The sequence below is a fragment of the Streptomyces sp. NPDC058231 genome, from assembly GCF_042882275.1.
Taxonomy (GTDB): Bacteria; Actinomycetota; Actinomycetes; order Streptomycetales; family Streptomycetaceae; genus Streptomyces.
In genome coordinates this window covers 2753-29259 of record NZ_JBHVWN010000062.1, presented here as the reverse complement: position 1 = coordinate 29259, position 26507 = coordinate 2753, and the positions used below count along the sequence as shown (strand labels likewise).

Annotated in this window: 21 protein-coding genes and 3 pseudogenes; 11 read left to right on the top strand and 13 right to left on the bottom strand. The window is 67.7% G+C overall.

The genetic code is table 11. The features are described 5' to 3' along the window. Positions 1–111: 111 nt before the first annotated feature. Positions 112–987, bottom strand: coding sequence for an RNA polymerase sigma factor SigJ (gene sigJ, locus ACFVXE_RS30270; RefSeq protein ID WP_389675945.1), 876 nt, complete (start codon positions 985–987; stop codon positions 112–114). A gap of 260 nt (positions 988–1247) precedes the next feature. On the opposite strand from sigJ, the gene ACFVXE_RS30265 reads away from it, so the two are divergent. The 3 genes and pseudogenes from ACFVXE_RS30265 to ACFVXE_RS30255 form a co-directional block, all read left to right on the top strand. Then, complete coding sequence (locus ACFVXE_RS30265) at positions 1248–1604, top strand: NADPH-dependent FMN reductase (RefSeq protein WP_389675944.1); 357 nt, start codon at positions 1248–1250, stop codon at positions 1602–1604. 23 nt (positions 1605–1627) lie between these two features. Beyond that, positions 1628–2467: a nuclear transport factor 2 family protein gene (locus tag ACFVXE_RS30260; RefSeq protein WP_389675943.1), complete on the top strand. Its 840-nt coding sequence runs from the start codon at positions 1628–1630 to the stop codon at positions 2465–2467. A gap of 68 nt (positions 2468–2535) precedes the next feature. Continuing rightward, positions 2536–2817, top strand: a pseudogene (locus ACFVXE_RS30255) (IS5/IS1182 family transposase); the annotation flags it as partial. A gap of 19 nt (positions 2818–2836) precedes the next feature. Here the strand turns inward: ACFVXE_RS30255 and ACFVXE_RS30250 are convergent. Continuing rightward, entirely contained in the window at positions 2837–3694 is an 858-nt protein-coding gene (locus ACFVXE_RS30250) for an alpha/beta fold hydrolase (RefSeq protein WP_389675942.1), read from the bottom strand. 100 nt (positions 3695–3794) lie between these two features. On the opposite strand from ACFVXE_RS30250, the gene ACFVXE_RS30245 reads away from it, so the two are divergent. Further along, complete coding sequence (locus tag ACFVXE_RS30245; RefSeq protein WP_389675941.1) at positions 3795–4205, top strand: winged helix-turn-helix transcriptional regulator; 411 nt, start codon at positions 3795–3797, stop codon at positions 4203–4205. Between the two features lie 214 nt (positions 4206–4419). Here ACFVXE_RS30245 and ACFVXE_RS30240 read toward each other — a convergent pair. The 4 genes and pseudogenes from ACFVXE_RS30240 to ACFVXE_RS30225 all read right to left on the bottom strand — a co-directional run. Beyond that, positions 4420–4758 (bottom strand): annotated as a pseudogene (locus tag ACFVXE_RS30240) (GAF domain-containing protein); the annotation flags it as partial. A 400-nt stretch (positions 4759–5158) separates the two neighbouring features. After that, entirely contained in the window at positions 5159–5926 is a 768-nt protein-coding gene (locus tag ACFVXE_RS30235; protein ID WP_389675940.1) for an FAD:protein FMN transferase, read from the bottom strand. After that, positions 5919–6350, bottom strand: a complete 432-nt coding sequence (locus ACFVXE_RS30230; protein WP_389675938.1) for an FMN-binding protein — start codon at positions 6348–6350, stop codon at positions 5919–5921. Before ACFVXE_RS30230 ends, ACFVXE_RS30235 begins: the two co-directional genes overlap by 8 nt. A gap of 11 nt (positions 6351–6361) precedes the next feature. Continuing rightward, positions 6362–7723 (bottom strand): ferric reductase-like transmembrane domain-containing protein, encoded by a 1362-nt coding sequence (locus ACFVXE_RS30225; RefSeq protein WP_389675937.1) that lies wholly within the window; start codon positions 7721–7723, stop codon positions 6362–6364. Positions 7724–7893: 170 nt separating this feature from the next. Here ACFVXE_RS30225 and ACFVXE_RS30220 point away from each other — a divergent pair, with 170 nt between their 5' ends. After that, positions 7894–8631: a response regulator transcription factor gene (locus ACFVXE_RS30220; RefSeq protein WP_389675935.1), complete on the top strand. Its 738-nt coding sequence runs from the start codon at positions 7894–7896 to the stop codon at positions 8629–8631. Further along, on the top strand, positions 8628–10052 hold the full coding sequence (locus tag ACFVXE_RS30215; protein ID WP_389675934.1) for a sensor histidine kinase: 1425 nt from the start codon (positions 8628–8630) through the stop codon (positions 10050–10052). Before ACFVXE_RS30220 ends, ACFVXE_RS30215 begins: the two co-directional genes overlap by 4 nt. A 117-nt stretch (positions 10053–10169) precedes the next feature. On the opposite strand, the pseudogene ACFVXE_RS30210 reads toward ACFVXE_RS30215, so the two are convergent. After that, positions 10170–11682: pseudogene (locus ACFVXE_RS30210) on the bottom strand (GNAT family N-acetyltransferase); the annotation flags it as partial. Positions 11683–12778: 1096 nt separating this feature from the next. After that, positions 12779–12970, bottom strand: a complete 192-nt coding sequence (locus ACFVXE_RS30205) for a hypothetical protein (protein ID WP_389675932.1) — start codon at positions 12968–12970, stop codon at positions 12779–12781. 320 nt (positions 12971–13290) lie between these two features. On the opposite strand from ACFVXE_RS30205, the gene ACFVXE_RS30200 reads away from it, so the two are divergent. Beyond that, entirely contained in the window at positions 13291–16374 is a 3084-nt protein-coding gene (locus ACFVXE_RS30200; protein WP_389675930.1) for a right-handed parallel beta-helix repeat-containing protein, read from the top strand. Positions 16375–16733: 359 nt separating this feature from the next. Here ACFVXE_RS30200 and ACFVXE_RS30195 read toward each other — a convergent pair whose 3' ends face one another. The 3 genes from ACFVXE_RS30195 to ACFVXE_RS30185 form a co-directional block, all read right to left on the bottom strand. After that, a complete protein-coding gene (locus ACFVXE_RS30195; RefSeq protein WP_389675928.1) occupies positions 16734–17087 on the bottom strand; it encodes an SMI1/KNR4 family protein in 354 nt (117 codons plus the stop codon). A gap of 255 nt (positions 17088–17342) precedes the next feature. Continuing rightward, positions 17343–18983 (bottom strand): hypothetical protein, encoded by a 1641-nt coding sequence (locus tag ACFVXE_RS30190; RefSeq protein WP_389675926.1) that lies wholly within the window; start codon positions 18981–18983, stop codon positions 17343–17345. A gap of 141 nt (positions 18984–19124) precedes the next feature. Next, a complete protein-coding gene (locus tag ACFVXE_RS30185; protein WP_389675925.1) occupies positions 19125–19472 on the bottom strand; it encodes an ABC transporter permease subunit in 348 nt (115 codons plus the stop codon). A 1018-nt stretch (positions 19473–20490) separates the two neighbouring features. Here ACFVXE_RS30185 and ACFVXE_RS30180 point away from each other — a divergent pair. The 3 genes from ACFVXE_RS30180 (at position 20491) to ACFVXE_RS30170 (ending at position 23138) form a co-directional block, all read left to right on the top strand. Continuing rightward, positions 20491–20703, top strand: a complete 213-nt coding sequence (locus tag ACFVXE_RS30180) for a hypothetical protein (protein WP_389675923.1) — start codon at positions 20491–20493, stop codon at positions 20701–20703. A gap of 911 nt (positions 20704–21614) precedes the next feature. After that, positions 21615–21947: a glycosyltransferase gene (locus ACFVXE_RS30175; RefSeq protein ID WP_389675921.1), complete on the top strand. Its 333-nt coding sequence runs from the start codon at positions 21615–21617 to the stop codon at positions 21945–21947. A 414-nt stretch (positions 21948–22361) separates the two neighbouring features. After that, positions 22362–23138, top strand: a complete 777-nt coding sequence (locus tag ACFVXE_RS30170; RefSeq protein ID WP_389675920.1) for a hypothetical protein — start codon at positions 22362–22364, stop codon at positions 23136–23138. Between the two features lie 440 nt (positions 23139–23578). On the opposite strand, the gene ACFVXE_RS30165 is transcribed toward ACFVXE_RS30170, so the two are convergent. Beyond that, positions 23579–24046, bottom strand: a complete 468-nt coding sequence (locus ACFVXE_RS30165; RefSeq protein WP_389675918.1) for a hypothetical protein — start codon at positions 24044–24046, stop codon at positions 23579–23581. Beyond that, entirely contained in the window at positions 24043–25248 is a 1206-nt protein-coding gene (locus ACFVXE_RS30160) for an IS256 family transposase (protein WP_389675972.1), read from the bottom strand. The genes ACFVXE_RS30165 and ACFVXE_RS30160 overlap by 4 nt, the downstream gene beginning before the upstream one ends. A gap of 223 nt (positions 25249–25471) precedes the next feature. Between ACFVXE_RS30160 and ACFVXE_RS30155 the strand changes: the two genes are divergently transcribed. After that, positions 25472–26338, top strand: coding sequence for a GyrI-like domain-containing protein (locus tag ACFVXE_RS30155; protein ID WP_389675971.1), 867 nt, complete (start codon positions 25472–25474; stop codon positions 26336–26338). Positions 26339–26507 lie beyond the last annotated feature (169 nt).

Below are 26507 nucleotides of genomic sequence, written 5' to 3'. Positions count from 1 at the left end.
TTTCTGAGATCTGGGTCGGGCCGGTGCGAGCACGGCATCGAAGGGCGCCGACGGCCCGACCGATCGACGGCCATGCAGCGGGAGTTGTCAGGCTCGAGATCGACGCGCACCTCAACTGCTCCATGACCGGAGCTTGTCCGGGTTGCGAATCGCCCAGATACGTCGGATACGGGACTCGTCGATGTCGAACGCGTACACGGTCAGCACCTGACTGCCGTTCAGCGCAACGAGGCCCGGTTGGCCATTGACGGTCCGCTCAAGGAGGTCGAGTCGGCCGGCGAGACCCGCCAGGTGTACCAGGAACTCCGCAACCCGAAGATGGCCTCGGACCGGCGCCGGCGAGGCCATCGCGCGACCGCCACCGTCGGCGGTGGCGACGACCGACGGGTCGAGGAGCCGTACCAGGGCATCCACGTCCTTGGCCTGCCACGCCTGCCGGAACTCACCGACGATGGTAGAACGCCGCCGCGCCCCTGCACCGCGGGTGCGGGCAGCAGCCACTCGTCGACGACCCGACGAGGCGAGCTCGCGGCAGGCACCCGGCGTGCGGCCGACGATCTCTGCGACCTCGTTGAACGGCACCCGGAACACATCGTGCAGCATGAAGGCGACGCGTTCGGCCGGCGTCATCGAGTCGAGCACCACCAGGAACGCCATCTCGACGGACTCGTCCAACGTGATGTGGTCGGCGGGATCTCTCGCCGTCGATCCGTGGGAGAGCGCGCTCCACTCGGCCCGCGCCGGCAGTGGCTCTGGAATCCACTCACCGACGTACCGCTCTCGGCGCATACGCGCCGAACGGAGCTGGTCCATGCAGATCCGGCTCACGACGGTGGTCAACCAGGCTGCGGGATTCGCGATAGCGGCCCGACGCTCGACAGGTTGCGCGAACCAACGGGCGTACGCCTCCTGCACGGCATCCTCCGCCTCGGTCAGCGAGCCGAGCAGCCGGTAGGCGAGATTGGCGAGGTTCCGCCGCTCCGACATGAGCGGCTCGTCCTCAGGACGCGCCGGAGCGTCTCCGTTTCCGCCTGTGATGTCCATTCGGTCAGCGCCTTTCACTCGTCACGTACGAATCCTCCCGCGAGATACGACGGATCAGGTCCCGCCGATGTCAGCCGGTCGACAACGGCGGCCCGTCTCCTGACGATCGAGGCCGCTACCGCGTCGGTGTTGGCATAGCGGCCGACCACACCGGCGACCGCGTGCCCGTGTACGCCCCAGAAGCCGAGACAGGAGAGCGCATCATGCCCAAGATCGGCATCGTCGTCGGCAGCACGCGTTCGGGACGGCTTCGGTCCGCAGGTCGCCGGGTGGGTCCACGAAGTCTCGGGGCATGGGCGGAACCGGGAGGCCCCGAGGCGCAGGTCTGGGTGCGCACGATCGATGCGCTTGAGGGATTCGTGTTCGTCGCGCCGGAGTACAACAACCAGCTCCCCGGCCCACTCAAGAACGCCATCGACTTCGTCTACGCCGGCTGGGCGGGCGAACAGAGCCGCCGCGATCGTCTCCTACGGCGTCGCCGACGGCGCCCGGACCGCGGCACTCGAGCCCATACGAAGTGCGCGCGGCGTCCATCGCCTGAGCTGCCTCCAACCGATTGAACCCAGAAGGGAGACGATCGAGCATGCCTCATCTCACCGTCCACGTCCTCGAGCCTCAGATCGCCGGGCACGAGAACGACCTCATCGCCAGACTCACGGACGCGGTCACCTCCGTCTACGGAGAGTGGGCTCGTAACCTCGTGGTCGTACAGCTCGCGGGACTTGCGGTCGGCCGCTGGGCCGTCGGCGGGGTTGCGCGCCATGAGGTAGCGCCGACCGTGACGTTCGCCATGCGAGAGGAGGAACTCACCCGGGCTGACGGCCCGCAGATCGCGGCCCGGCTCGTCGCAGCAGTGACAGACGCAGTCGCAATGGCACTCGGGGAGCAACATCGCGACGGGATTGTCGTCGACCTGGTCGCCACACGCGACGATCGCACCGCCGTCGGCGGCCGTCTCGTGAGCGAGGCGGTGACGAGTGAACCGGACGAGCTGAGGGACCGCGTCGAAATCGAGTCGCTCCGGGCGGAGTTCACGGACGCGGCGATGATGAATGACCACGATCGACTCGCCACACTCTTCATGCCGGACGGCGTTGTCCGGATTCCGGAGGCCGGCATCGAGGCCGCCGGCCGTGAGGGCATTCGAGGTCTCGGGCAGCAACGTGAGACCAGCTTCGAGGTCTTCGCCCAGACGACCCACCCCGGGGTCACCTCCCTCTCAGGAGACACCGCGACCGGCCGCGCCTATCTCTCCGAAGTCATCCGGATTCGTGGTGGCGCCTCGCACCTCAATTACGCGATCTACCACGATCGTTACCAGCGCACCCCAGAGGGCTGGCGCTTCGCTGAACGCGTGTATGAGATTCGATATCTGGACTCGACGCCACTCGCTGGGGGGCCGGGACTGAAACGTTCGGTGTAACTCCCGATCATGGAAGATACATCGGTGAACTGCAACAACGTGACCGGGGCCGAGGCCGTCGAGCCGTCGAATCGGACACCACCCGCGCTCCGCTCGGCGAACGCGGCCTGCACGGACGCATCGCGCAGAAGGGGGAGAAGGCGCCCATTCAGGCCAGTCGGCGTCGGCACGTCGAACGCACCCACGCGTGGCAGAACACCTTCCACCGTCTCGCCCGGTGCTACGAGCGTCGCGGCACTGTCATTGATGCCCTCTTCGATCTCGCCGACACAATCATCACCGTGCGCAGCCTGATCCGGCGGTCCCGGACAACTCGTCGCTGGGACGAACGCCCGAACCGCCGACCGTGATCCTTCGGCCCCGCTCCGGTCACTTCGACAGATCGGCCGAGAGGAAGGGAGCAAGGAGCGCGAACAATGCGTCGGGGCGGTCGAGGGGGATGATGTGGCCGCAGTCCTGGAGATGGTGTCCGACCAGGTCATCGGCGATGGGACGGAGTTGGCCTTCGAGCCCGGTGCCGACTGGGTGAGAGCCGACGGCCATGGTGGGCATGGTCAGCCGAGCCGTCGCGACGGCGTCCTGGATCTGCCGCGCGCTGGTGGGCAGGGACCGGTAATAGGAGAACGCGCAGCGCAGGGCCTCGCTCCCGGTGTACGCGTGGACGAAGGCCGCACGGATGTGGTCGGGTACTCCTCGCCCGAGGGTTCCCGAGTCGAGGAACCAGTCGATGTACGGGGCCTCGTTGCCGGCCAGGACGGTCTCGGCGAGGCCGGGGACGGCGTGGAAGCCGAACCACCACGGGGCGCCGTCCGCGACGACGTGTTCTGCTCCGGGCAGGCGGCCGAGCAGTGCCTCCATGACGACCAGGCGCCGGACGAGGCCGGGCCGGCGCAGCGCGAGCAGCACGGCGGGGGCTGTGCCCGCGTCGATGCCGACCACCGTTGCCGAGGGCTCGCCGAGTGCGTCGAGCAGCCCTTCGGCGTCGGCGGCGAGGGTGCCTGCGTCGTAACCCTCGACGGCACGTGTACTGGCACCGAAGCCTCGCAGGTCCGGGGCGATGACCCGGTACTGCCCGGCCAGTCGGCCCATGATGCCGCTCCAAAGTTGCCAGGTGTGCGGGAAGCCGTGCAGCAGGAGAACCGCAGGTCCGTCCCCGGCGATTGCGACGTTGAGTTGGACGCCGTTCGTCGCGATGCGGCGCAGTTGGTGTGCGGTGGTGACGGGCATGACGGCTCCTCCGGCTGGTTACCATTGGTGACCACAGAACGATAGGTAACTTTCTGACCGCTTCCTAGGCGGCACTTTCAGGGAAGGTGGTGAGCCATAGGTGACCACCCGAGGAGCCCGGGCCGCCGAGCGTGGGGTACGTGGCGATCTGTTCGATCCCCACTGCCCGACGCGGCAGTTGCTGGACCGCATCGGTACGAAGTGGACGTCCATGGCCGTCAAGAAGCTTGCCGATGCCGCACCGGACGAAGTGCGCTTCGCGGAGCTGAGACGCCGGATGCCCGGCGTCTCGCAGAAGATGCTGTCCGTGACGCTGCGAAGTCTGACCCGCGACGGGCTGGTGTCGCGCCGAGTCGAACCGACCGTGCCGCCGCGGGTCTTCTACCGACTCACCGGACTCGGGCTGTCCCTGGAAGCCGCGCTTGCGGGGCTGCGGACCTGGGCGGAGGAGCACATGGCCGAGATCGGCCGCGCCAACGAAGCCGCCGACCAGGAGGGCGATGAGGCATAGGCCTGTTCCTCGCTCTGTAGTGGTGGCTCGGGTACTCGACGTAGCCGGCGTCGCCGCCCTGGTGTGACGAGGGGGTGACAGCGATGGCTGCGAGGCCTTCCAGCCGCTGGAACCGCTCGGCGTCGAGGCTGACCTGCTCGTACAGGTGGGCGTCGTCGATGGCCAAGGCCGCGGCGCCGGCCAGCGCGACGATCAAGGCTTCGTCGTGGGCAACAAAGGGCGGGTCGTCGAGCCGCTCGGAGACATACAGATCCCCGTAGATCATCCCGCGGATGCTGATCGGCGCTCCCAACAGGGTGCGCAAGGACGGATGGCCGGGCGGGAAGCCTGCTGAGTCAGGGTGGCCGGCGATGTCATCGACGCGCAACGATTGAGGGTGGGCGATCAGATGCCCGAGCAGCCCGCGTCCGCGGGGAAGCTCCACCCCGACCAGGTCTGCCCTTTCCTGCTGAGACAGACCCACGGGGACGAACAGTTCAAGATTTTCACCTTCCTCATCAAGTACGCCCAGCGCGCCGTAGCGAGCGCCGACCAGTTCGATCGCTGTGGACACGATCAGACCCAGCACGACGGGCAGCTCTACGTCGCGGCTCAGGACGGCTTCGTACAGGTCCTGCAACTGGTCCTGGGCCCGGGCCAACTATCTGAGCTGCTCGGCGATCCGCTCCAACTCAGTGCCCAGACGCAGGCGCAGCGTGGGGTCAAGTCCCTGAAACCCTCAGGATCAGAGCGAGAGCGGTGAGGGGTATCAGGATCACGACGATGTGTGCAAACAGGACGTGTGCGGGGACGCCGTTGATCAGGTCGAGTCCCACAGGGGGGCTCCTTCGGGGTTGGTGTTCGGCGCTGGACAGGGGATGAGTTGAGCTCCTACGGCGCCTTCGGTGGCAGAGCCGCGGCCGTGATCGGGAGGTGCCTGTTCCCTGCGAGCAGGAATGAGTCCGTGCCCTGTCTCATGATCCATATCGCCGGAATCCTGGGGTACGCCATTCCTGGCCGTCGGGCAGGACCGCGAGTGCTTCGTAGCCGTCCAGTGTTTCCACCCAGCCCTGTGCCCCGTCGCCTCTGGCGAATGCGGCGGTGGCGTAGGTGTCGGTGAGCGTCAGGCGGGGCCCGACGAGGGTGAGGGAGGCGAACGCGGCGGCGGGTGTACCACTGTGCGGGTCGACGATGTGAACGCCGCGTTCGGCAGTGCCCGAGGTGGCGACGGCCAGGTCGTGGCCGGCGGTGATGACGGTGGCCAGTTCGCCGGGGCGCAGCGGGTGGGCGATGCCGATGCGCCACGGAGTGCCGGGGGCCGCCTGACCGCGGAGCTGCAGGTCACCGCCGCCGTTGACGCACGTGTGGTGCGCGCCCGCGTCGTAAAGAAGCTGGGACGCGGTTTCGGTGGCCCAGCCTTTGACGAGACCTGAGGGGTCGAGGGTGCCGGAGGGGGTGATGCTGAACCAGCCGTCGCTGTCGTGGTTGGCCTGTGCACACAGGGACAGGACTTCGTGGACTTCGGGCGGACAGTCCTGAAGGCGGATTTCGCCGCGGTCGAGGCGGCTGATGTAGCTGTCGGGCCGGTAGGTGGAGAACACGGCGTCGACCCGGCGGAGTTGGTGCACAGCCTCGGCGAGGGCGCGGTGGATGGCGGTGGTGGGCTTGTCACGGATGTCGAAGGAGAAGACGGTGCCCATGACGTGCTCGACGTGGCGCAGCCCGCGCGCGGGGTCAGGCATGGGCCCGGTCCAGGGCGCTTTGGAGGGACTGGATGTAGCCCTGGCTGGTGTAGCTCGCACCGGAGACGGCATCGATGTGCGCGCTCTGAGCCCCGATGGCCTCCTGGGTGAGGCGGGGCAGGGCGTAGGCGGCGATCTGCTGGTCGCGGCCGTTCTGGTCCGGTGCCTGAAGAACCTTGACGGAGGTGATCTTTCCCCTGGAGAGGACGGCGGCGACCTGCACGGCTCCGTACTGGGTATCGATGGGATCTCCGGTGAATGTGCCGGTCCCCGTGGACGCACCGGCGGGGGTGTGTGGCGATGCGGAGGCTGATGGGGACCTGGGGGCCACTCCTGCGAGGGCGGGGAGCTGGTGAGGTTTGAGGGCGAGCAGGGTTACGACGAGGGCGCTGATCCCGGTGGTGGCGAGGACGGCTGGGCGCATGGCGGTTCTCCTCAGAACGCGAAGGACTCGTGGTGGATGCGCCGTGCCGGCACACCGGCGTCGCGCAGGGCTGTGATCGCGGCCTGGGTCATGCCGGGAGGGCCGCAGAGGTAGACGTCGTGTGCGGCCAGGTCCGGCACCAGATCGGTCAGGCCCCGGGCAGTGAGGGGTGAGGAGTAGACAGCCGGTTCGTCGACGACGTAGTGCACGCCGGCGCGCCGGCGGGCGGCTATCGCGTCGAGTTCACGGCGCAGGGCGAGGTCGGCCGGGCGGCGGGCCCGGTAGACGAGGGTGACCTGGCCCGGCAGTGTCTCGAAGAGCGCGCGCAAGGGGGTGATGCCGACACCGCCGGCCAGAAGGAGGACCTTGGGGGCGGTGCGGCGCCCCGCGGTGAAGGCGCCGTAAGGTCCCTCGGCCCAGACCCGGGTGCCGGGTGCCAGGCGGGCCAGCGCGGCGCTGTGCCCGCCTGCCGTCTTCACGGTGATACGCAGGTGGCCGGGTTGCGCGAGGGCGGAGAGGGAGTAGGGGTTGGCAGTCCACCACAGCCCGCGGGTCAGGAAGCGCCAGCGCAGGAACTGCCCCGGCTCACCCCCCAGCTCGTCAAGGTGGTCGCCGGTGAGGTGGACGGAGACCACACCCGGTGCCTCGGGATGGACCGCGGCCACGCGCAGTCGGTGGCGCAGTCCGCGCCGGACGGGTACGGCGAACCGGTACCAGGCGACCAGCGCCGCGACGCCGAGGAACAGCGTGTACCAGGCCGCCTGGGCGGGGCGGTTGCCGACGAAGTCGGCACCGTTGGAGAGCTGGTGCCCGAAGGTGAGGAAGACGGCCAGGTAGGTGGCGAAATGCAGGTAATGCCAGGTCTCGTAACTCATTCGGCGGCGGGCCGCGCGGGCTGAGAGGATTCCGGTGGTCAGGAACAGCAGGAAGCCGGCGGTGCCCTTGAGGAGGTCGGGGTAATGCAGGACGAGCGTGGAGGTCTGGCTGATCACGTTCGTGTGCGAGGTCAGTGAGTAGCCCCAGATGATCAGCAGGGTGTGGGTGAGAGCCAGGGAGATGGTGCAGCGGCCGCCGAACGCGTGCCAGCGGGCGAGCCGGTCCGTGCCGATGGTGTGGTCCAGAAGCGGCATGCGGGCCATCAGCGCGAGGAGGACCGCGCAGCCGTAGCCGGCCAGGAGCCCGGTGATGCGTCCCGCACCGGTGAGCCAGCCCGCCGGACCGACGACCGAGGTCGTGTCGCTCCACCACAGGGCCAGCACCCCGGCAGCGCCGGCCCAGATCACGAGCAGCGCCAGAATCGGCACGACGCTGCGGCGCGGGCGCCGGTGGCGCATCCCGCGGCTCGCGTACGTGGTGGCGGATGTGGCAGTCATGGCGCTCCTCCGGAAGTGACACGCTCCGGTGATGGGCGGCCAGCCTCACAGTCCAACTTCTGTGTACCTTCTGAAACGGCCCTGTCGGCCGCCCTCAGCGCCGATTCAGAGGAAACTCAGAGACACGGCGCGCCCTGCTGTGGCCTGTGCCGGGGGATGCTGAAGGAACCATGGACGAGCCACGTAAGACCTCGCTTCTGCACCGCCCCGACGGAGAGCCCGTACGGATCCTCGTCGTCGACGACGAGCCCGACGTCACGGACGTGCTGGCCGGGGTCATGACCGGGGAGGGCTGGCAGGTCCGCACCGCCGCAGACGGCGCGACCGCGCTCACCACGGCCCGTGATTTCCGGCCCGATGCGGTGGTCCTGGACTGGATGCTGCCCGACCTTGACGGCCTGCACATCCTGCGGGCCCTTCGGCGCGAGGCACCCAGCGTGTGCGTGCTGTTTCTGACCGCCCGTGACGCCGTCGAGGACCGTATCGCCGGCATCACCGCTGGCGGCGACGACTACGTCACCAAGCCCTACAGCCTGGAAGAAGTCCTGGCCCGGCTGCGCGGGCTGCTCCGGCGGGCCGGGATGACTGCCGAGCCGGGCACGAACCGGCTCACCGTCGGGGACCTCATCATGGACGAGGAAGCCAGGGAGGTCAGACGCGGCGGGACCAACGTCGACCTGTCCCGCACCGAGTTCGAACTCCTACGCTTCCTCATGCGCAACCCGCGCCGAGTGCTGTCCAAGGACCAGATCCTCGACCGCGTCTGGGCCTACGACTTCGGCGGACGCGCTCATGTCGTCGAGCTCTACATCAGCTACCTGCGCAAGAAGATCGATGCCGGACGCACCCCGATGATCCACACCGTGCGCGGCGTCGGCTACGTCCTCAAGCCGGCGGACTCCCCATGAGGCGCCTGCCGCCCCGCACCCTGCGCGGTCAGCTCACCGCCGGACTCGTCACTCTGCTCGGTCTCGCCTGCCTCGCCGTCGGTCTCACCACCGCCCTCGCTTTGAGAGGCTTCCTGATGGGGCGGCTGGACGAACAGCTCTCCGCCTCCGGCGGCCGGTTCGCCGCCAGCTTGGAACATGAGGCCGAACCCGACGCGGACAACCGTCCCGACACGCGCGGTCAGGCCGAGGCGACCTTCGGCGCCCGCCTCCTGAACGGCACCGTCACCCAGGCGGCCGTCGTCGATGAAGCCACCGACCAACCCCTTCACCTCACCCCCAGTGATCGCCGCGCCCTGGCGGGAATTCCCGTCGACGGAAGCGGGCACAGCATCCGCCTCTCCACACTGGGGGGCTATCGCGTCACGGCCGTCCAGGGCGACGACCAGGACATTCTGATCACCGGCCTGCCCCTGCACCCGGTGGAGGAGACCCTCCACCGCCTCGAAGCGGTCGAAGCCGTACTGTTCGGTGCCGCCCTTGTAGTCACCGGCATCGCCGGTGCCCTGTGGGTGCGGATCTCCCTGCACCCCCTCCAGCGGGTCACCGCCCGGGCAGCGGAGGTCGCCGGGCTGCCGCTCGCCAGCGGCGAGGTCGCCATGCCCGGGCCGCTTCCCGACACCGACCCGCGCACCGAAGTCGGCCAGGTCGGCACCGCCCTCAACCACATGCTCGGCCACGTCGAAGACGCCCTCATCCGCCGTCAGGCCAGCGAGGAGAGGCTCCGGCACTTCGCCGCCGACGCCAGCCACGAGCTGCGCACTCCCGTCGCCAACATCCGCGGCCACGCCGAACTCGCCCTGCGCCGCCACGGCCCCGTCCCCGCCGAAGTCCGCCACGCCCTGGAACGCATCGATGCCGAGGCCCGGCGCATGACCCGCCTTGTCGACGACCTGCTGCTCCTCGCCCGCCTGGACGCCGGACGCCCTCTCGAACACGAACCGGTCGATCTGACCCTGCTGATCCTGAACGCGACGGAGGACGCACGCGCCGCTGGCCCCGGCCACCGCTGGCTCCTCGACCTCCCCGAAGAACCTGTCACCGTCACCGGAGACGCCCACCGGCTCCAGCAGGCCATCGGTAATCTCCTCGCCAATGCCCGTACCCACACCCCGCCGGGCACCGACGTGACCATCACCCTCACCACCGATCGGGCCAGCGTCTCCGTCAGCGTGAGCGACAACGGGCCAGGCATCCCCGAAGAGCTCCAGCCCGAGGTCTTCAGACGTTTCGTACGCGCCGACCACGCCCGCTCCCGCAGTACGGGAAGCACCGGTCTGGGCCTCGCCATCGTCCACGCCGTCATCACCGCCCACGGCGGAACCGCCACCGTCACCAGCAGCCCCGGACACACCACCTTCCGCCTCACACTCCCCAACTGACACCGCTCGCCTGGCCCGAACCCCGATAGAGCAGGCCCGTTCGCTCGCTACGGTGCGCTTGACGGCGCCGATCTTCGTGGGTCCGTGGCCGGTCTCCTTCAATCTGTGGGGACCGTGTCAGCGCAGCCGACGCAGATACGGGTGACGTGGGCATGGCGCGGGACGAGCCGGATGCGGGCGTCGAGCGTCGTGATCACGTGCGCCCCGGCGAGGACTGGGTTGAGGTCGACGTCGGCCAGCTGGGGCAGGTCCGAGGCCATTCGCGACAGCCGATGCAGCAGCTGCTCCAGAGCACCGAGGTCGGCCGTGGGACGGCCGGCGTGGCCGAACAGCAGCGGGGAGCAGCGTGGCGAGGTCAGCAGATCGTGCGCGTCGAGCTCCGTCAGCGAGGCCAGCCGGGCCGCAAGGTCGGCGAGCAGTTCGGTCGCCGTACCGCCCAGCCCGAACACCACGAGGGGTCCGAAGACCTCGTCCTGGACGACCCCGGCGAACAGTTCGGTGCCGCGTTCGGCGAGTGGCTGGATGACCACCCCAGTCATCCGGTCACCGAACCGGGTGACCAGATCACGGTGAGCGGCTCTGATCTGGGAGGCGTTGTGCAGGTCCAGGTGGAGGGCGTGCTGCTCGTTCTTGTGCAGCAACCCTGGCCAGTAGGCCTTCATCACGACGCGCCCGTCAGGCCCTGCGAGCCGCTCGGCCGCGGCGACGGCCTCGCCCCGGGCCCACGCCCAGAGGATCTGAGATGTCGCAGCAGGCGAGGAGCGCCGCGGTCGCCCGCGGATCCAGCCAGCCACCTTTCGGGTTGCCGTCCAGATATGCGGCGGCGAGATCCCGTGCGCGGCCGGTCTCCACGCTCGGAAGATCCGGTACTGAACTCGGTAGCCGGGAGAGCCAGTCGGCACGGGCGGCGGTGTGGGCGAGGGCACGGGCGGCGTCCTCGGCGTCCGAGTACGCGGGGACGGTGGTCTCGTCGGCGGCCGGTAGAAGTTCGACACGGGCCGTTGGGCGGGCAGGACCGCGACGACCGGACGGGGGAGCGGCTCTGGGGCCGATGCCAGGGCGCGTACCAGGTCCTCGCCGGTGGCCGCGGCGACAGCAGTGGGGACCAGTGCCACGAGCACGGCGTCCACGGCACGGACGCAGCCGGTATGGCGATCACGGCCAGGGCAGGTGCCTGCGGCAGATCGGCGACGGAACTGTAGGCGTGTACTCCGGCGACCGCTTCGGGGTGCACGGCGTAGACCAGCCCGGTGTAGGAGCTGGTGCGGATGTTCCGCAGGATCGCCCGCCCTACGGAGCCTGGCTTGCGTCCGGCATCGATCACCACAACGGCCCTCGGCCGCAGCAGCGGCTGCAGGCTGACGACGTCGGCGACCCGGCCCCGGATCTCGACGGCATTCAAGTAGGTGTTGTCCTCGGTGAGTTCCACCGTGCAGCTCACCTCAGGACCGTCGAAGTGACTGGTGACGCGCAGCCCCAGGTCGTGGAAGACCTTCAGCGCGTCGTGATTCTCGGCCAGGGCGTCCGCGCTGAACGCCGTCACCCCTGCAGTACGGGTCGCGTCCGCCAGGTGTTCCAGCAACAGCGTCGCCACACCCCGGCGGTGCCACCCATCGGCGACGGCCACCGAGATCTCGGCGACGCTTGCTGGTGGCAGGACCTCGTATTCCGCCAGGCCCACCATGTCCCGCGTATTCAGCTGCTGGCACCCGGTAGCCAAGCCGCTCGCCCGCTGCCACGCGGTCGGCGGCCTCCCCTGCGGAGGCGGGGTTGGCGGAGAAGAACCGCAGCCGCAGATTCTCCGGCGACATCTCCTGGTACAGCCGTAGCACTTCTTCGCGGTCCGCCGACCCCGCCTGGCGGATCCGCACGGTGGTGCCGTCGCCCAGCAGTGCCTGCACCGGGGCTTCCTGGATGCCGGACATTGCAAGATCTCCTTCCGGACGCTTCCTCTTCAGTGTCCGGTGCGCGCTCCATGGGCCACAGGGGCTGAGCGGGTAAGCGGCAGGGCCGAGTGGCCCCAGTACCCCGCCCGTGCGGTCCGCCCTGAGGTGCATTGGCCGGGCTGAAGGCTTGGTGGAATTGGCCTCGGGCCTGACCCGGGGTGATCGTTAGGAGCACGGTTCGAGCCGAGGCTAGGCGATCGCTGGCGCCCGGCCGCATACGGTGTGAGTGAAACAGTTCATGGCGCACATCGGGCCGTCCGGACGCGTCGTTCTGCCTGGTCCGGCCCGCGTCCGTCACAACCCGCACTGCGGTGGTTCTGCCCGAAGCACGCCAAATTCCTGAAGTCGGCAGTCACGACCGACGACGCCCGAATCCGCGACATCCCCGGGCCCTGCCGCCCCAGTGGGCCGACCGCTTGTTCACCGCCCACGAACAGGCGCTGACGAGCAGCAGCTCCAGCAGATAGCCGCCGTAGGCCTCGCCCAGATGTACTTCCGCGCCAACAACTCCCGCGCGCACGGCCTCGGAGTGGAGTTAACCGACGTGGAACGGCTCGACCTCGAGCTGTAGCAGGCTGGACACCCTCGCGGCCCCGCGCCCAGCTGTGACTGAGCCCTTCAGCGGGCCTCGGAGCACTTGAGCCGGCCTGTCTGCGCGATGGGGTGGCCCGAGCGGAAGTGGCGACCGGCTGCTGCTCTCCGAAGGGAGATCGAGTCCAGCAGACCGCCTGCCGCTCGACCTTGAGTAATCGTCAAGACCTGTGGATCGGATGAGTCCGGCTATTGGTTCCGTTCCTCCGCGTCGAGTAGTTCGGTGAGGCGGCGGACCGCGAAGGAGACCAATGGCTGCACCGGGATCAGGCGGCAGGGGGTGTCGCCGACCAGAACCTCCTCGAAACCGGCGTGCTCCTCGAATTCGCAGCCGACGATGGGAAAGTACGTGCCGTTGTCGGACGGTACGACCACGACCATGCCGCCGGTCACCTTCGCCGGCCGGGCGGGCGAATACGCCGCCGACCGGTACGCAGTAGGTCAGCGCTTCGCTGCAGCCCGCCTGGCCTGGCGCTGCGATCGCCTCAGATCACGGACGCCGACCACTCGCGCGGTCGGCTCCTGCCCCGGCATCCCACAACCGATCGATGCCTGCAGAAGCTGGAGGCGGTTCCGGCTCAGCCACCCACACAAAAGACGTTGCTCCGTCTCACTTGAGGATCCCTGCGCGGCAAGCCCCAGGGCTCACGATGCCCCGGGGAGCACACATCGGATGTTCCCGTACGACGGGTCATCCCGAGATGTCGAACCATCTGATGAATCAAGCGATTTCTGGGCGAGTCATGGACGGAGGGGCTAAGAGGCGCTATACACATCGGATGTATCGCGATCGCGGTGCTCGTTCAAGCGCTAGGGAGAACCCGATGTTCAGGCCCATGTGGGCGACAACTTTCTTCACGGTCGCGTTGCTCGCCACCGGGATCGTGGTGCCGACTGTTGCGTCTGCGAGCCCGCCGACGAAGATCCTTTATGCGGCCCCGAACGGAACGGGTCCGGCTTGCAGCCAGCCTCGGCCGTGCTCTCTGATCCGCGCTCAGCAACGCGAACGTCATGTGCTCGCCACCGGCGAGGGCAGGGTCAGGAACCTCGTCGTCAAACTCTCCGGCGGCACTTACCGGCTCGCGGCGCCCCTGCAGTTCGGCCCGCAGGATTCCGGCCAGCACGGCCACACCGTGACCTGGACCGCAGCCCCCGGGGCAGAGGTGGCGATCAGTGGAGGCCGCCTGCTGCATCCGGACTGGCAGCCCGTCGCCACCGGGAGCAAGGTCATGGAGGCGACTGTTCCGACCGGCCTGAGCCTCGATGGCCTCTTCGTAAACGGGCAGCGCCAGGTCCTGGCGCGCTATCCGAACTATGACCCCAAGGCTTCCCGCCTCGGAGGGTCGACGACGCTCGCAGAGCTCAACCAGGAGTCGGCCAAGTGGGCGGACCCGTCGACCGCGCTGGTGCGCGCCATGCACTGTGGCGACTGGGGCGGCGTCTCGTTCACCGCCAGCGGACGCACCGACAACGCCCTTGATCTCCACTACGTCGGGGACAGCAACCGCGGCCAGGACTGCGGGCTGAGCGTCGGCAACGGGCCGGGCAGAGTGGGCCCGGTCATGGCCGAGAACGTCAAAGAGGAACTGGACGCGCCCGGCGAGTGGTACTACGACGGCAAGAGCGGCCGGCTGCTGTACTACCCGCCAGCCGGCACGGACCTGCCCACGGCGACCGTAGAGACCGCGGAACAGGATCAGTTGATCACGCTGACCGGCGAATCCGTCAGGAAACCGGTGCACGACGTCACCTTCGCCGGGCTCCACTTCACCGACACGCACCGGACGCTGTTCGACAGCACCTACCAGCAGGACGCTAAGGGTGACTGGGGGATCGTGCGTAAGGGCGCCGTGTACATGAAGAACGCCGCCGACATCACGGTGACCAACTCGTTCTTCGACCAGCTCGGCGGCAACGGCGTGTTCATGGACGGTTACAACAACGCCAATCTGATCAGTAACAACAAGTTCGAATCTGACGGGTCCACGGACGTACAGATCGTCGGCTCTCCGGACGCGGTGCGGGACTACTCGAGCAACTACTACGACACGGTCCCCGTCGATGACACCGGCACCGGGCCGAAGACCGAGAACTACCCGCGTGACATCGACGTGAAGAACAACCTCATGGAGAACATGGGTCGCTTCGAGCAACAGTCGTCCGGAGTGAACATCTCCATGAGCAAGGACGTCACCGTCGACGGAAACACCATCGACGGGAGCCCACGCGCCTGCCTCAACATCGAGGACGGCACCTGGGGCGGTCATGCCATCAAGAACAACGACCTCTTCAACTGCGTCCAAAACACCGGTGACAACGGATCGATCAACGTCTGGGGCCGTTCTCGATTCTGGGCAAGTTCTGGCAACAGCGCCCTCGCACCAGGAACCGAGTTCGAAGGCACCACCGGCACCAAACTGACCGACAGCCAGGCCAAGGACCTGATGAAACTCGACGTCGTCGAGCCGATCACGATCGAGCACAACCGGTTCTGGCACGACGGCGACTGGGCCATCGACCTGGACGACGGTTCCTCGAACTTCAAGGTGCAGGACAACCTGATCCTCAAGGGCGGAATCAAGCTCCGCGACGGCTACGACCGAACCGTGCAGAACAACCTGCTCGTCAACGGGAGCATCTTCGAACAGGTCAGTCACAGCGACGACGGTGATGTCATTCAGCACAACATCACGCTCGGCAGCCAGCCCTACAACAACGTTCAGAACAACCCCGTGACCGCCAAGTACACGGTCGACGACAACTTGTTCTGGAACGGCAAGAGCCCGATCAACGTCAACCCGGACGGCCGCGGCAATCAGAAGCTGTCGTCGGACGGCACGACCATCAACGCCCAGTCGTCCTGGGTGCAGGCTGGCATGGACGTGCATTCCCTGGTGGCCGATCCGAAGTTCAAGGCCGCCGACCCGACGGCCACCTACGACTTCACCGTGGCCGACGACTCGCCCGCGCTCGGCCTCGGCTACACGAACATCCCGATGACTGGCTTCGGCGCATCGGGTGCACCGCTACCGCCCAAAGCTGTCATATCGTACGGAGCTGGTTCCGGCGGCGGGACGTCCCCGGCCAGCTTGATCACGCAGCCGGAGATGTTGATGGGAGCCACAGCCACCAACATCCCCTCACTCGCCGTGCAGTCCTCACTCGGGCTCACGAACGACTTCGGGCTGTACCTGGCAACCATTCCCGCCGGCTCCTACGCCGCCCAAAGCGGCCTGCTGACCGGCGACGACATCACAGCCATAAACGGCGCCGCCGTCACCGATGACCGCAACACGTTCTGGCAGCCCTACAACAAGCTGGCGTCGGGCGATCCGATCACCCTGACAGTGCGACGCGGGCAGAGCAACGTCACCGTCGAACTGACCAAGACAAACCAGCCCGAGCAGCTGAACGACACCTCCGGCGTGGTCTACACCAACACCGGTGCCCCCAACAGCGGCTGGATCTGGCGCGGTAGCGCCGCCGGTGGAAGCCAGTCCTCCCTCAACGACATCTGGGCCACGCAGAATATCGGCGACTCCTGGAGCCTCACCTTCAACGGCACCGGCCTCGACATCATCTCCGAGGTCAACACAGACGAGGGAGATGTCGGTCTGGCGATCGACGGCGCGGCCTACAAGACGGTTAGTTTCGCCAGCCCGTCGCGGGTGTATCAGAAGACCGTCGTCTCCATCTCCGGTCTTCAGCCCGGCGTGCACACCATCACCGGCACCATGAACAGCGGCAGCTACATGATCGTGGACGCATTCCTTACCCATCCGTGACCCTCAACGTAGCTGTCCGCTGACCGAGGACCCGCCGGGCGGCAGACGGTTGCGCTTGAGACCGCCGTCACGAGTCAGAAAGGACCGTGTGGTTGTCAGAAACCGTTATGACGTACGGGAAGTTGGCCTGTGGGCCGAACGGGGGTTCCCGGTTGGGTGATCTTCCGGTAGTGAGGGCATAGCGGTAGGGCCTCCTGAGTAGCTCGTGGGTGTCGAACCCATCCGAGCGTCAGGAGGCCCTAATTCCTTGGTAGCGGCTCCGGCGGGGCTTCACGAAGTCTGCCGGGTTTGTTCGAGTGCTGGAGCGTGACGCCTTCTTGGACCCTGGCCGACGAAGAGGCCTCCAGGCAACCCAGCTGTCATGCACCGCTCGCGTGGCCGACGCTGGTGCCACTGAACCCTGACTGTTTGCCACTGAAGTGGTCGCCGCCGCCGTTGTCCCCGAAGAACAGCAGGGGGTCAAAGGGCATGTACAACCCGGCGAAGGACGCGTCGGTCCGGAAGAAGAGGTTCTGCTCGATGATCTGGCCAATGGACCACACGGTGTCTACGCCGCTGTGGCCGATCACGCCGTTGGTCTCCAAGAGCAACTTCCTCAGCTCCGTGGGTAGCCGTCCCCCCAACAGCTCTTCTGCTGCAGCCAGCTCAGCCTCTTGAACTGGATCTTGAAACTTGGTCTCACCGAAGACCTGGCTGGCTGCCTCTCTCCACATGGCCGGAAGCGTAGTCGGCGCCCGAGCGGAACCGCCCGGCAGGAGTCACGGGCCCCCACCCCTACAGGTCGGCGAGGCTGTTCGGATTGTGGTCACGCGCCTTCGACCAAACCGAAGACGGGCTGAGGTCAGCGCGAAGGTTCCCACCCGCTGTCCGCGTCACGGCACAGGTGCCGGCCGGCCCGTGGCCGAAGCCGCCGTCGGCCCATGCGATCGCGATCGCCGACGGCGGATACCTGTCTGTGCGGGCGGAGACTACTTACCGGCGACCGAGGCCTCGAACTCGGCGCGGATCTCGTCGCCGCCACCCGAGCGCCACTTCTTCAGCTGGACCTGGAAGGCGGAGACCGGCTTGCGGCCCGCAACGATGTCCAGAACGGTGTCGTTCATCGCAGTGGTGAGCGAAGCCCCCTTGTTGGTGGAAGCGTCCGAGAAGTGGCCGGTCGTGGGGTTGGCCTTGCCGAGCTTCAGCAGCTCTTCCTGCCAGCCGTGGATGCGCCGGGAGGCAACGGACTTGCCGGGGAGGTAGATGCACTCGGGTGTGTTGGCGAGCAGGCTCAACGGCTGTGCGGTGGTGAGGGCCTCGGCGTTGCCCTTGGCGGTGAGTTTGATGTCGCCGCTGGAGGTACGGGTGTAGTGGGTGCCCTCGATGCCGTTGTCGAGGAAGAGCCGTTCCTCGGTGCCGAACGGGGCGGCGAGGTAGTCGAGGACGCGCAGCAGCATCTCGGCGCGCTTGCTGTCCGCCTTCTTGGAGATGGCGGTGTAGCCGACCGAGCCGTAGCCGAGCGAGTACGAGGGGGTGGCACCGGCCTTGCCGGCGAACGGCACGATGACGCCGAACGGGAAGTCGTATGCCTTGCTGTCGCTGAGGAGTCCCTGGAAGGACTGTACGTAGGCGCCGAGCGATCCCTGCGCCATCTTCTCCATGGTGGTGCTGAGGTTCGGGTCGGGCCAGAACAGGCCGGCCTTGCGGACCTTGACCGCGAAGGCGACGGCCTCCAGGTACTCGTCGGTCTCGTAGAGGTGGGTGAGCTTGCCGCCCTCCAGCCGCCAGCCGTTGGGCGCACCGAACCACTGGGCGAACTGGCCGACGTGGTTGACGTACGCCGGTTCCAGGACGTACTTGTTGCGCTTGGCGTCGAGCAGTTCCTTGCCCTTGGCGAGGAAGTCCTCGGCGCTGGTGAACTCGGCGCCGCCGACCGGCTTCCAGACGTCCTGGTTGACGACGTAGACCTGGCCCATGGAACCGTACGCGACGGCCACACCACGGATCTTGCCGTTGACAACGGCGGTCTTCCACGCGGTCGTGGGCAGGTTCGCCAGGTTCGGGTACTTCTTGACCGCGTCACCGGACAGCTGCGGGGTGAGGTCGTGGAACTTGGCGTCCAGCAGCTCGGGAACGTGCTGGAGGCCCTGGTTCGGTGGGAACCAGACCAGGTCGGGGATGTCACCACTGGCGATCATGGCGTTGAACTTGGTGAGGTAGGCGTCGACGCCCTGGTCGACCACGATCGTCATGTCGAGCTGCGAACCGAGGCGCTTGTTCAGCTCCTGCCAGTAGGCGTTCCTGCCCTGCGCCGGGGCGGGCGTCGTGAAGGTCTCGGTCAGCGCCGTGATGCGGCTGCCGTCACCGGGCGCCTTCGCCACCGACTTGGTGAGTTCCTTCGGATAGCGCAGGTAGGTGGCGTCCAGCCCCGAGGCGTTGCCGGCCAGGTCCGCGGGGGCGGTCTGCGCGGCGACATACGTCGGGAGCCTCAGCTTGGCGGACGCCTTGGCGCCGCCCTTGCTGACGGTCGCGCCACTGCCGCACGCGGTCAGGGACGACAGGCCTGCCACAGTGAGGCCGGCTATCCCCGCCGCGCCCATGAAACCGCGCCTGGACAAGTTGGTGGACATGGTGCTCCTTGAAGTGCGGGGGGATGTTCGCGAGGACGGAACAGTCCTGGACCGCCCCGGTGTGGACGTCGGTGACAGGCACGATCGCGATGATCAGTACGGCCATCTGCAGCGAGGTCGCGAGCGGGATCGCGTGGACCCCTATGGCCTGCGCGTTGATGCTCCGACCCTTGAGGACGTACGAGCGCAGGAACACCTGGATGGGGAACGTGCCCGAGTCGTTGAGGTGGAGCACCGCGTTGAAGAAGCTGTTCCATCAGCCGACTTGGGGGAGAGTCCGGCCACGGCGAGTACTGCCTTGGAGAGCGGGAGGACGATCCGGAAGAGGATGGTGACCTCACCCGCGCCCTCGATCCGTGCCGCCTCGTACAGCTTCTCGGGAACGCTCCGGAAGAAGCGGCGGACGACCACGTTGCCCGGCGGGTGGGTCTCCGTCGTCGGGGTCACCGGGCCGTGGCATCGGCGACCGCACGGATGAGATCGGCGCATCTGCCTTCGTCACAGACACCTCCAGGGCTGATGGAGCGACGGGTCGTCCCGTATGCAGGAGGCGGCCGCACGTGCAGGGTGCGGCCGCTGCTCCGGGCGGCGACAGGCACATAGTTCACGAGAGTGCACCTCGATGGCAAGAGTTGTTTGTTTCTTTGATCTAAAGAGCATTTATGGACACCGGGTGACGGCTGACCGAACGCCTCGCAAGATCCGAAAACGGGCATGAAAGGCGTATCGCAAGAACTCGGCCAGAACCTCAACCCCACCGCCGGTGCGCTCGGTTGGGGCGCATGGCACTCCATCGCGCCCGGTGGGCACTGGCCGCCGCCGACGCGGGCCGGCTACCGAACCCGGATCCACTGTCTACCGCAAGGTCGGCACGCGCGGCCGGCGAGTGGACGAGCTCGGTGAGGGTGGTGTCACCAGTCAGCCCCACCGCCTTTCCCACAGCAGCGAGTTCGGACACGGCGTGGCGGATGACCCGCTTGTCCAGGGGTGCGACGTCCTGTCCTGAGGCGCAGCGCCGATTTGTGCAAGACTTCGTGTGCGACTGCGCCGCCACGGGGCCGGGGGAGCGGTGGCTGCTGCTTGGCGAGATCGTCGAGGCCGCAGCGGATGGCCGCGCCTGAGACGCCCGTCGCCGTCGCGGCTTCCTCGGCCTCCATCGGGCTGTGCTGGTCGACCCGCTCCAGCCCGCGCATCCCTCCGGGTATTTTCCGGGACTGGCGAACTCGCCTTCATGTGACCGGGACTTGCGTGCTGATCCCCTCGGACGGCATCACCGGCATGCGGGAGAGGGGAGTGCGCGCAGGGGCGCCCAATCAATCAAACTTCCGCAAGATTCTGCTTGAAGATGATGGAAGAACGCATATAACGTGCGAATGCAAGCGCCGTGTCACTATGGAGAGTCTTTCGCGACCGGGGCGTGATGTTGTGGAGAAGCACGCCGCGAGAAGCGCGGTCGACAAGGCGTGGGGCGGGCCGTCCTGGCCACACACGACGAGAGGACGCCACAGTGACCATCCGCCCTCGCTGCGCCCTGCGTTTCCAGGTTCTGCCCGGGCCGAACGTCCAGGAGGAATCAGCCGAGCTCGCGCGCTTCTGTGGCCGGCGCGGCGTCGAGGAGGTCGTGCTGTTCGTCGCCGAGGAGTTCTTCTCCGGCCATCTGGGCCGCGTCGAGGAAGATGCCTGGCACGAGGCCATCACAGGGGGCCCCGCACGCGTTTGAGCAGTTGGCCACAGCGGGGGCGGAGGCCGCCGGTGTGCTTCCGGGCACTCTGGGCTCCGTGAACAACCAGCCCCCGTGTCGCGCGACTGTCCGCCGCATCCGGTACGGGGGTGTGGAGCCGGATCCTGGGTGCGCGTCAGGAACACTGGGGAGACGGACTGACCCTCGCCCGTAACGGCCTGGGCGGCAGCGTGGCGTTGCTCGCGGCCGGCGAACCCGCGTTCCCTGCCGCTCAGCGACCAGGCCCAGGCAGTCCTGCACGCGGTGCTGCGGTACATAGCGGGCGGTTCGGCGGCCTGGCCGCTGGTGCTCGGCGGACCCCATCTCATTGCCCAGTAGGCCGAGACCAGCAGCGGTTCCCGGCTCGTGATGGCCAACGGGTCCGCCGATCCGGCACGTCCCACGGTCCACCTGTCGCCCGGGATGCCCGGCCCCGACTGCACCACTCTCCTCACCCCGCTGGCCGAGCCGCGACCTGTTGCCTGCACCTTCTCACCAGGTCTCGTCGAGACAGGGGTTGACGTTCCGCACCGCGGATTCCTTGTGATGGTATGGAATTGACGGACAGTCATGAATGCGTTGACGGTTCGCGTATCGCGGGACCGACTCCGCGCGGCACGGTCATTCACCACCCGGGTGATCTTTGATGGGCGCCGTCCGCAATGTCCACCCATCGTCCGCCCGGAAATACGCGCACTGCTTGCGTGCGCGAACTCATCGCTGCCACAGGTCAGGTAATGCTTCGTCAGGTTGCAGGTCTGTTGGTGTGCTTCGGGTGAGGGGCGGTCCTCTCCTGCTCCTGCGGGATCACCTCGCCGAACCGGTGGAGGGGAGGCCGGTGAGCGAGATTGCCGAGCGCCCTGTCATTCTATGCACCCTGACTCACCATCAACTCGGGAGAACAAACACCGATGCGCTCAAGACTTCTCACCGCCGCGGCTCTTGCCACCGCACTCTCCGCCGCCGGCGGGCTCGTGACTGCGCAGAGCGCCGTCGCGGCGCCGCAGTCCAGCTGCGACTACAAGGTCGTGTGGCCGACGGCCGGCGTGTACGAGAATCCGAACCCCGACAGCGTGATCGTGAAGACCAAGCAGGCCGGTGACATCGTCGGCGCACCCGGCCCCGGCTGCGAATACGCCGGGTGGATCGACACGTGGAACAACATAACTTACGCGCGCGTCAGCACCGATGCGGCGGCCGACGGCGTGGGATGGATGCGGTACGAGGCACTCGTCCGCGTCTGACGGTCGCCTCGCACCCGTCGGGACACCGCCCGCGCGCCCAACGCATGTCCCGGCCCACAACGGGCCGGACGCTCCCCGGAGCGCAACGCCGCTGCCGCCGCCGGACATCCGGCGGCGGCAGCAGTGCGCTGATCCGCACCGCATCCAAACCAATCCGCCTTCACCCCGCACAGCCCTAACAGTGCCGCGGACCACGGAAATACGGTCGTCCGGCTCTGTCCGACAGTGGTTGACCTGGGCGATGCTCCTCCAGCTTCAGGAGTGGGCCTGTGGCGCTTGACGTAGAGGGTGCACGCCGAGTCGTCGGCCGCCTGTTGATCGCCCAGTCCGCCACCGCCCGCACCCTCGGCGGCCCAGAGACAAGGTCGGGCGCGCGAGGCGGCGGAGCGGGGGCGCTTCGCGCCGTTCGGCGCGTTGTCCGACGGACCGTCGGACACCGTCCTCCTCGCGCCCGGCGACATGCGTGGCACCGGGCTGATCCTCGAGCGGGCCGGGGGCTACTGCATGGGGATCGACGGGAGGGACGGGCCGAACCTTGCCTGCCTGGGCTGCGATCTGCCGGTTGGAACGAGGATGGACGACTGCGGGTGCTGGCAGGTCGTCCGGCTCGTCCCGCAGGCGGTAGTGCGGCTGCCCGGCCCGCCGGAGCGGCCGATCATGGATTGGGCGGAGCTGCTCGCCACCGGCGCCCTGCGGCACCGGCTGAGCGAGTACCGGGACATCCCGGCGGGCGTGGCCCTCGCCCAGGTGGTGGTGGCCGCCGGGGGCGCGGCGGTCGAGGTGGCTCCCGGGCCGGTCGCGGAGCTCCTCGGCCGGGCACTCGGCGCGCTGCTGCCTGCCGGGGAAGGTGCGAAGCGGCTGGACCTGGCGGGCCCGGGGTTCGGCGAGCCGGCCACTGACCTGGTGCTGGTGCCGGTCCATCCGCAGACCGGAGAGATGTGGCAGCCGCGTGCCGGGTCGGTGCCGGTACCCATGGATGCCGCGCTCTGGGCCGAGCTCGCCTCTCCGCCACACCGGACCCGGCTGCCGGTGGTCGGCGGGCTGCCGGCAGGCGTGGAGCGGGACGACCCGCTGCCGCCGCACCCGTGGTACCCGTTCCAGCCGTCCAGGGAGGCGTTCCGGTACACGCTCGCGCGGATGCCCGCCGTCAGGGAACCGTGGTTGCGGGCGATCTACGACCGAGGATGCTGACCCGTCAGAGGTAGTGGGGCCCAGACGTTGGACACGACGTAGACGGTGTAGTCATGGACCGAGTCGCAGCTGGGACCAGGACGCTCCCTGATCACACATGGCTGACCGACATCACACATTGAGTCTTCGCCATCTTCGAACATGCAGGTCGGAGGCTCTGGCGTGGCGCTCGCTCGGGATACTCATGCTGATCTCGGGCGGGAGTCTGCGGTCTTGATCATCCGTCATGTCATCAGTCGAGGCTGTCACATTTGGGTCATTGAACCCAACCCAGCCAGCCGGGTTGTCAATGTCAAACAGCCGCTCGCGCCGGCGCGGCCCGAAGGGCACATCAGCCCCCAGCGTCATCTCCCGGTGCGGTACGCTCTCGCGGCCCACGGCCGGCGACGGCGTCCGCGAGGGTCGTCGAGCAATAGTCAAGAGTTGTGGATGAGCTGGTTTTAGCCCTTGCTGCGGTGGGTGAGGCCGGTCCTGGCGGTGTTGCGGATCCGCTTGGTGTGGCCGGCTTCGGCGAGGATCTCCATGGCCTCGGTGTTCGTTCCGTCGGCGGTCTTGAGCTGGAGCCAGTTGGATGACGCGAGCAGGTCGTCCGGGTGCCAGGGCAGCTTGAGCGTGATGGCGCGGAAGAGTGACCACTCCCGCAGGCGCTGAGCCGGGAAGGGGTGGTCGATCGTGGCCTGGGTCATGGTCTGCGCCCACTCCTCGTAGGCGGGACCGGGGTAGAGGCCGGCGGCTCGACGGTCCAGGTGCCGCAGAACGGCGGACTGGGCCATCGTCTGGTCCGGATCAGTGAGCACGCTGCTGACCAGGTCGACCTCGTCCGGATCGGCAACGTGCTCCAGCTTGTCGAGGTAGGCCGCGAAGCGGACGTGCTCGTCCGGGTTCTGCAGGATGTCCTGGACGTTCATGCGGCCTGCTCCACGCGCTCGACCAGGACGCCGTTCTCGAATCGTGCACCGGCGCGGACCAGGGGCACCAGGTGGGCTCCGGTGATCGCGCGCCATCGCACCTGAGCGGACTCGACCAGCTTGAACACCATCGCGAGCGCGGCCGCCGGGCTGCCCGCGCCTCGCGTGACCTCGGTGCGGAGCTTGACCGTGGAGAACGTCGACTCGATGGGGTTGGTGGTCCGCAAATGAATCCAGTGCTCGGCCGGGAAATCGTAGAAGGCGAGCAGTTCGTCCCGGTCCTCGGCGATCTTCGCGACGGCCTTCGGGAACTTTGCCCCGTAGGCCTTCGCGAATTCCGCGATCGCCTTCTCGGCGTGGGTGCGGTCCTCGGCGTTGTAGATCTCCTGCATCGCCTTCGTCGCGCCGGGCTGCGCGGACTTGGGCAGGCAGTTCGCAACGTTGCGGGCTTTGTGGACCCAGCACCTTTGCGGCCTGGCTGCCGGGAACACCTCGGCGAGCGCCCGCCAAAGGCCCATGGCACCGTAGCCGACCACCAACTCGGGGTCACGCATGCCGCGGCGGCGGCAATCGCGCAGCAGGTCGGCCCACGACTCGGTGGACTCGCGCAGGCCCTCGGCCAGGGCGATCAGCTCCTTCGTGCCGTCCAGCCGGACCCCGAGCAGGACCAGGACGCACGAGTGGGCCTGGCCGAGCCGGACCTTCGGGTGGACGCCGTCAGCCCACACGTAGACGAAGTCACGATCCGACAGGTCGCGATCCTGGAAGGCGGCATGGTCGTCACTCCACTGCTTGGTCAGCCGTGTCACGGTCGCGGCCGACAGGCCGGCGGTGCCGCCGAGGAACTGCTCCAGTGCCGGGACGAAGTCTCCGGAAGACAGGCCGTGCAGGTAGAGCAGCGGCAGCACTTCGGAGATCTTCGGGGATTTGCGGCACCACGGCGGGAGGATCTTCGAGGAGAACCGCTTGCGCTCGCCGGTCTCATTGTCGATGGGGCGGTCGTTGACCCGCGGGGCCTTGACCTCGACCGGTCCGGCGGCAGTGACGACGGTCCTCGCCTTGTGGTGGCCGTTGCGGACAACGAGACGTCGGCCGTACTCGTCGGTCTCGGCCGACAACTCGGCTATGTACTGGTTGACTTCGGCTTCCAGCGCGGCGGCCAGCATCCGGCGGGCGCCTTCCCGCACGATCTCGTCGATCAGGGAGCCGACCCGCGCTGCAACGCGGGCCTACTCGGAGACCTTAAGGATCATTCGGGAAGGTACGCCCTCCGCGTGCCCTTCCGGAACCGATCCACAAGTCATGAGCATTGCTCCTCGACCTTCCGGGCTGCCTCGTGCACCCGACTTGATCGGGCACAAGATGTCGGGTCCGGCATGGTGGACGCTGTCTAACGTGGTGGTCGTCAAGAGGAAGGAGACCGGCATGCTGGAGCGGCTGAACCAGGCTATGGAGCACATCGAGCGCCATCTCGACCAGGACATCGAGGTGGAGGAGCTGGCACGTATCGCGGCCACCTCGGAGTACCACCTGCGCCGGATGTTCTCCGCGCTCGCGGGCGTACCGCTCTCGGAGTACATCCGGCGTCGTCGGCTCACCCTCGCAGGCGCCGAAGTACTCGCGGGGCGTGAGAGGCTGCTGGAGATCGCGGTGCGCTATGGATACAGCTCCGGCGAGGCGTTCGCGCGGGCGTTCCGTGCCATGCACGGCATCGGACCGAGGGACGCCCGGCGTACCGGCGCCGAGCTCAGCTCCCAGTCCCGGATGGCCTTCCGCCTCACCATCGAAGGGAGCAGCAGTATGCGATACCGCGTTGTGGACAAGGCGGAGTTCACCATCGTCGGGCTCAAGACCCGGGTACCGCTGGTGCATGCGGGGCCGAACCAGGCGATCATGGACTTTGTCCGCGGGATCGACCGGGAGACCCTGGAGCGCCTGGAGAAGCTGTCGGACCAGGAGCCGAACGGCATCGTCGCGGTCTGCGACGACCTGGACCCCAGCCGCGCCGAGGGCACCGAACTCGACTACCACCACGGCGTGATCACCTTCGCGGCCGCGCCCGAGGGCATGACCACGTTGGTCGTCCCGGCCGGCACCTGGGCGGTCTTCACCACCTCCGGGCCGGCGCCGCGGGCCATCCAGGAGCTGTGGCGGGACGTCTTCACCGAGTGGTTCCCGTCGAACCCGTACCGCAGCCGCACCGGTCCTGAGATCCTGCGCATTCGCCTGTCGCCGGACAATACTGAGGCCGACGCCGAACTGTGGCTCTCGGTGGAGCCCGAGCATCGCTGAACAAGGCAGCAAGCACCCTGGGCAGGAGTGTGTAAGCGTTTCGGTTTGGCTTTGCGGGCAACCGAAAACCTCAGTGTGGTTTTGTAAGTGTAGATAACTTACAGTGGGGGGTGTGGGGAAGGGCGACGCGGGGGATGTGTGTCTAGTATAAAAATCTTACGCAGCCGAC

What these genes read in the sequence shown, in the direction of transcription:
- ACFVXE_RS30155 (WP_389675971.1), top strand. Translation starts at nt 25,472, where the DNA reads ATGCTGGAGCGGCTGAACCAGGCTATGGAGCACATCGAGCGCCATCTC.
- ACFVXE_RS30235 (WP_389675940.1), bottom strand. Translation starts at nt 5,926, where the DNA reads ATGCCTGACCCCGCGCGCGGGCTGCGCCACGTCGAGCACGTCATGGGC.
- ACFVXE_RS30190 (WP_389675926.1), bottom strand. Translation starts at nt 18,983, where the DNA reads ATGTCCACCAACTTGTCCAGGCGCGGTTTCATGGGCGCGGCGGGGATA.
- ACFVXE_RS30230 (WP_389675938.1), bottom strand. Translation starts at nt 6,350, where the DNA reads ATGCGCCCAGCCGTCCTCGCCACCACCGGGATCAGCGCCCTCGTCGTA.
- ACFVXE_RS30205 (WP_389675932.1), bottom strand. Translation starts at nt 12,970, where the DNA reads ATGGTCGTGGTCGTACCGTCCGACAACGGCACGTACTTTCCCATCGTC.
- ACFVXE_RS30175 (WP_389675921.1), top strand. Translation starts at nt 21,615, where the DNA reads ATGCGCTCAAGACTTCTCACCGCCGCGGCTCTTGCCACCGCACTCTCC.
- ACFVXE_RS30260 (WP_389675943.1), top strand. Translation starts at nt 1,628, where the DNA reads ATGCCTCATCTCACCGTCCACGTCCTCGAGCCTCAGATCGCCGGGCAC.
- ACFVXE_RS30265 (WP_389675944.1), top strand. Translation starts at nt 1,248, where the DNA reads ATGCCCAAGATCGGCATCGTCGTCGGCAGCACGCGTTCGGGACGGCTT.
- ACFVXE_RS30215 (WP_389675934.1), top strand. Translation starts at nt 8,628, where the DNA reads ATGAGGCGCCTGCCGCCCCGCACCCTGCGCGGTCAGCTCACCGCCGGA.
- ACFVXE_RS30165 (WP_389675918.1), bottom strand. Translation starts at nt 24,046, where the DNA reads ATGAACGTCCAGGACATCCTGCAGAACCCGGACGAGCACGTCCGCTTC.
- ACFVXE_RS30195 (WP_389675928.1), bottom strand. Translation starts at nt 17,087, where the DNA reads ATGTGGAGAGAGGCAGCCAGCCAGGTCTTCGGTGAGACCAAGTTTCAA.
- ACFVXE_RS30220 (WP_389675935.1), top strand. Translation starts at nt 7,894, where the DNA reads ATGGACGAGCCACGTAAGACCTCGCTTCTGCACCGCCCCGACGGAGAG.
- ACFVXE_RS30200 (WP_389675930.1), top strand. Translation starts at nt 13,291, where the DNA reads ATGTCGAACCATCTGATGAATCAAGCGATTTCTGGGCGAGTCATGGAC.
- sigJ (WP_389675945.1), bottom strand. Translation starts at nt 987, where the DNA reads ATGTCGGAGCGGCGGAACCTCGCCAATCTCGCCTACCGGCTGCTCGGC.
- ACFVXE_RS30185 (WP_389675925.1), bottom strand. Translation starts at nt 19,472, where the DNA reads ATGCGCCGATCTCATCCGTGCGGTCGCCGATGCCACGGCCCGGTGACC.
- ACFVXE_RS30225 (WP_389675937.1), bottom strand. Translation starts at nt 7,723, where the DNA reads ATGACTGCCACATCCGCCACCACGTACGCGAGCCGCGGGATGCGCCAC.
- ACFVXE_RS30250 (WP_389675942.1), bottom strand. Translation starts at nt 3,694, where the DNA reads ATGCCCGTCACCACCGCACACCAACTGCGCCGCATCGCGACGAACGGC.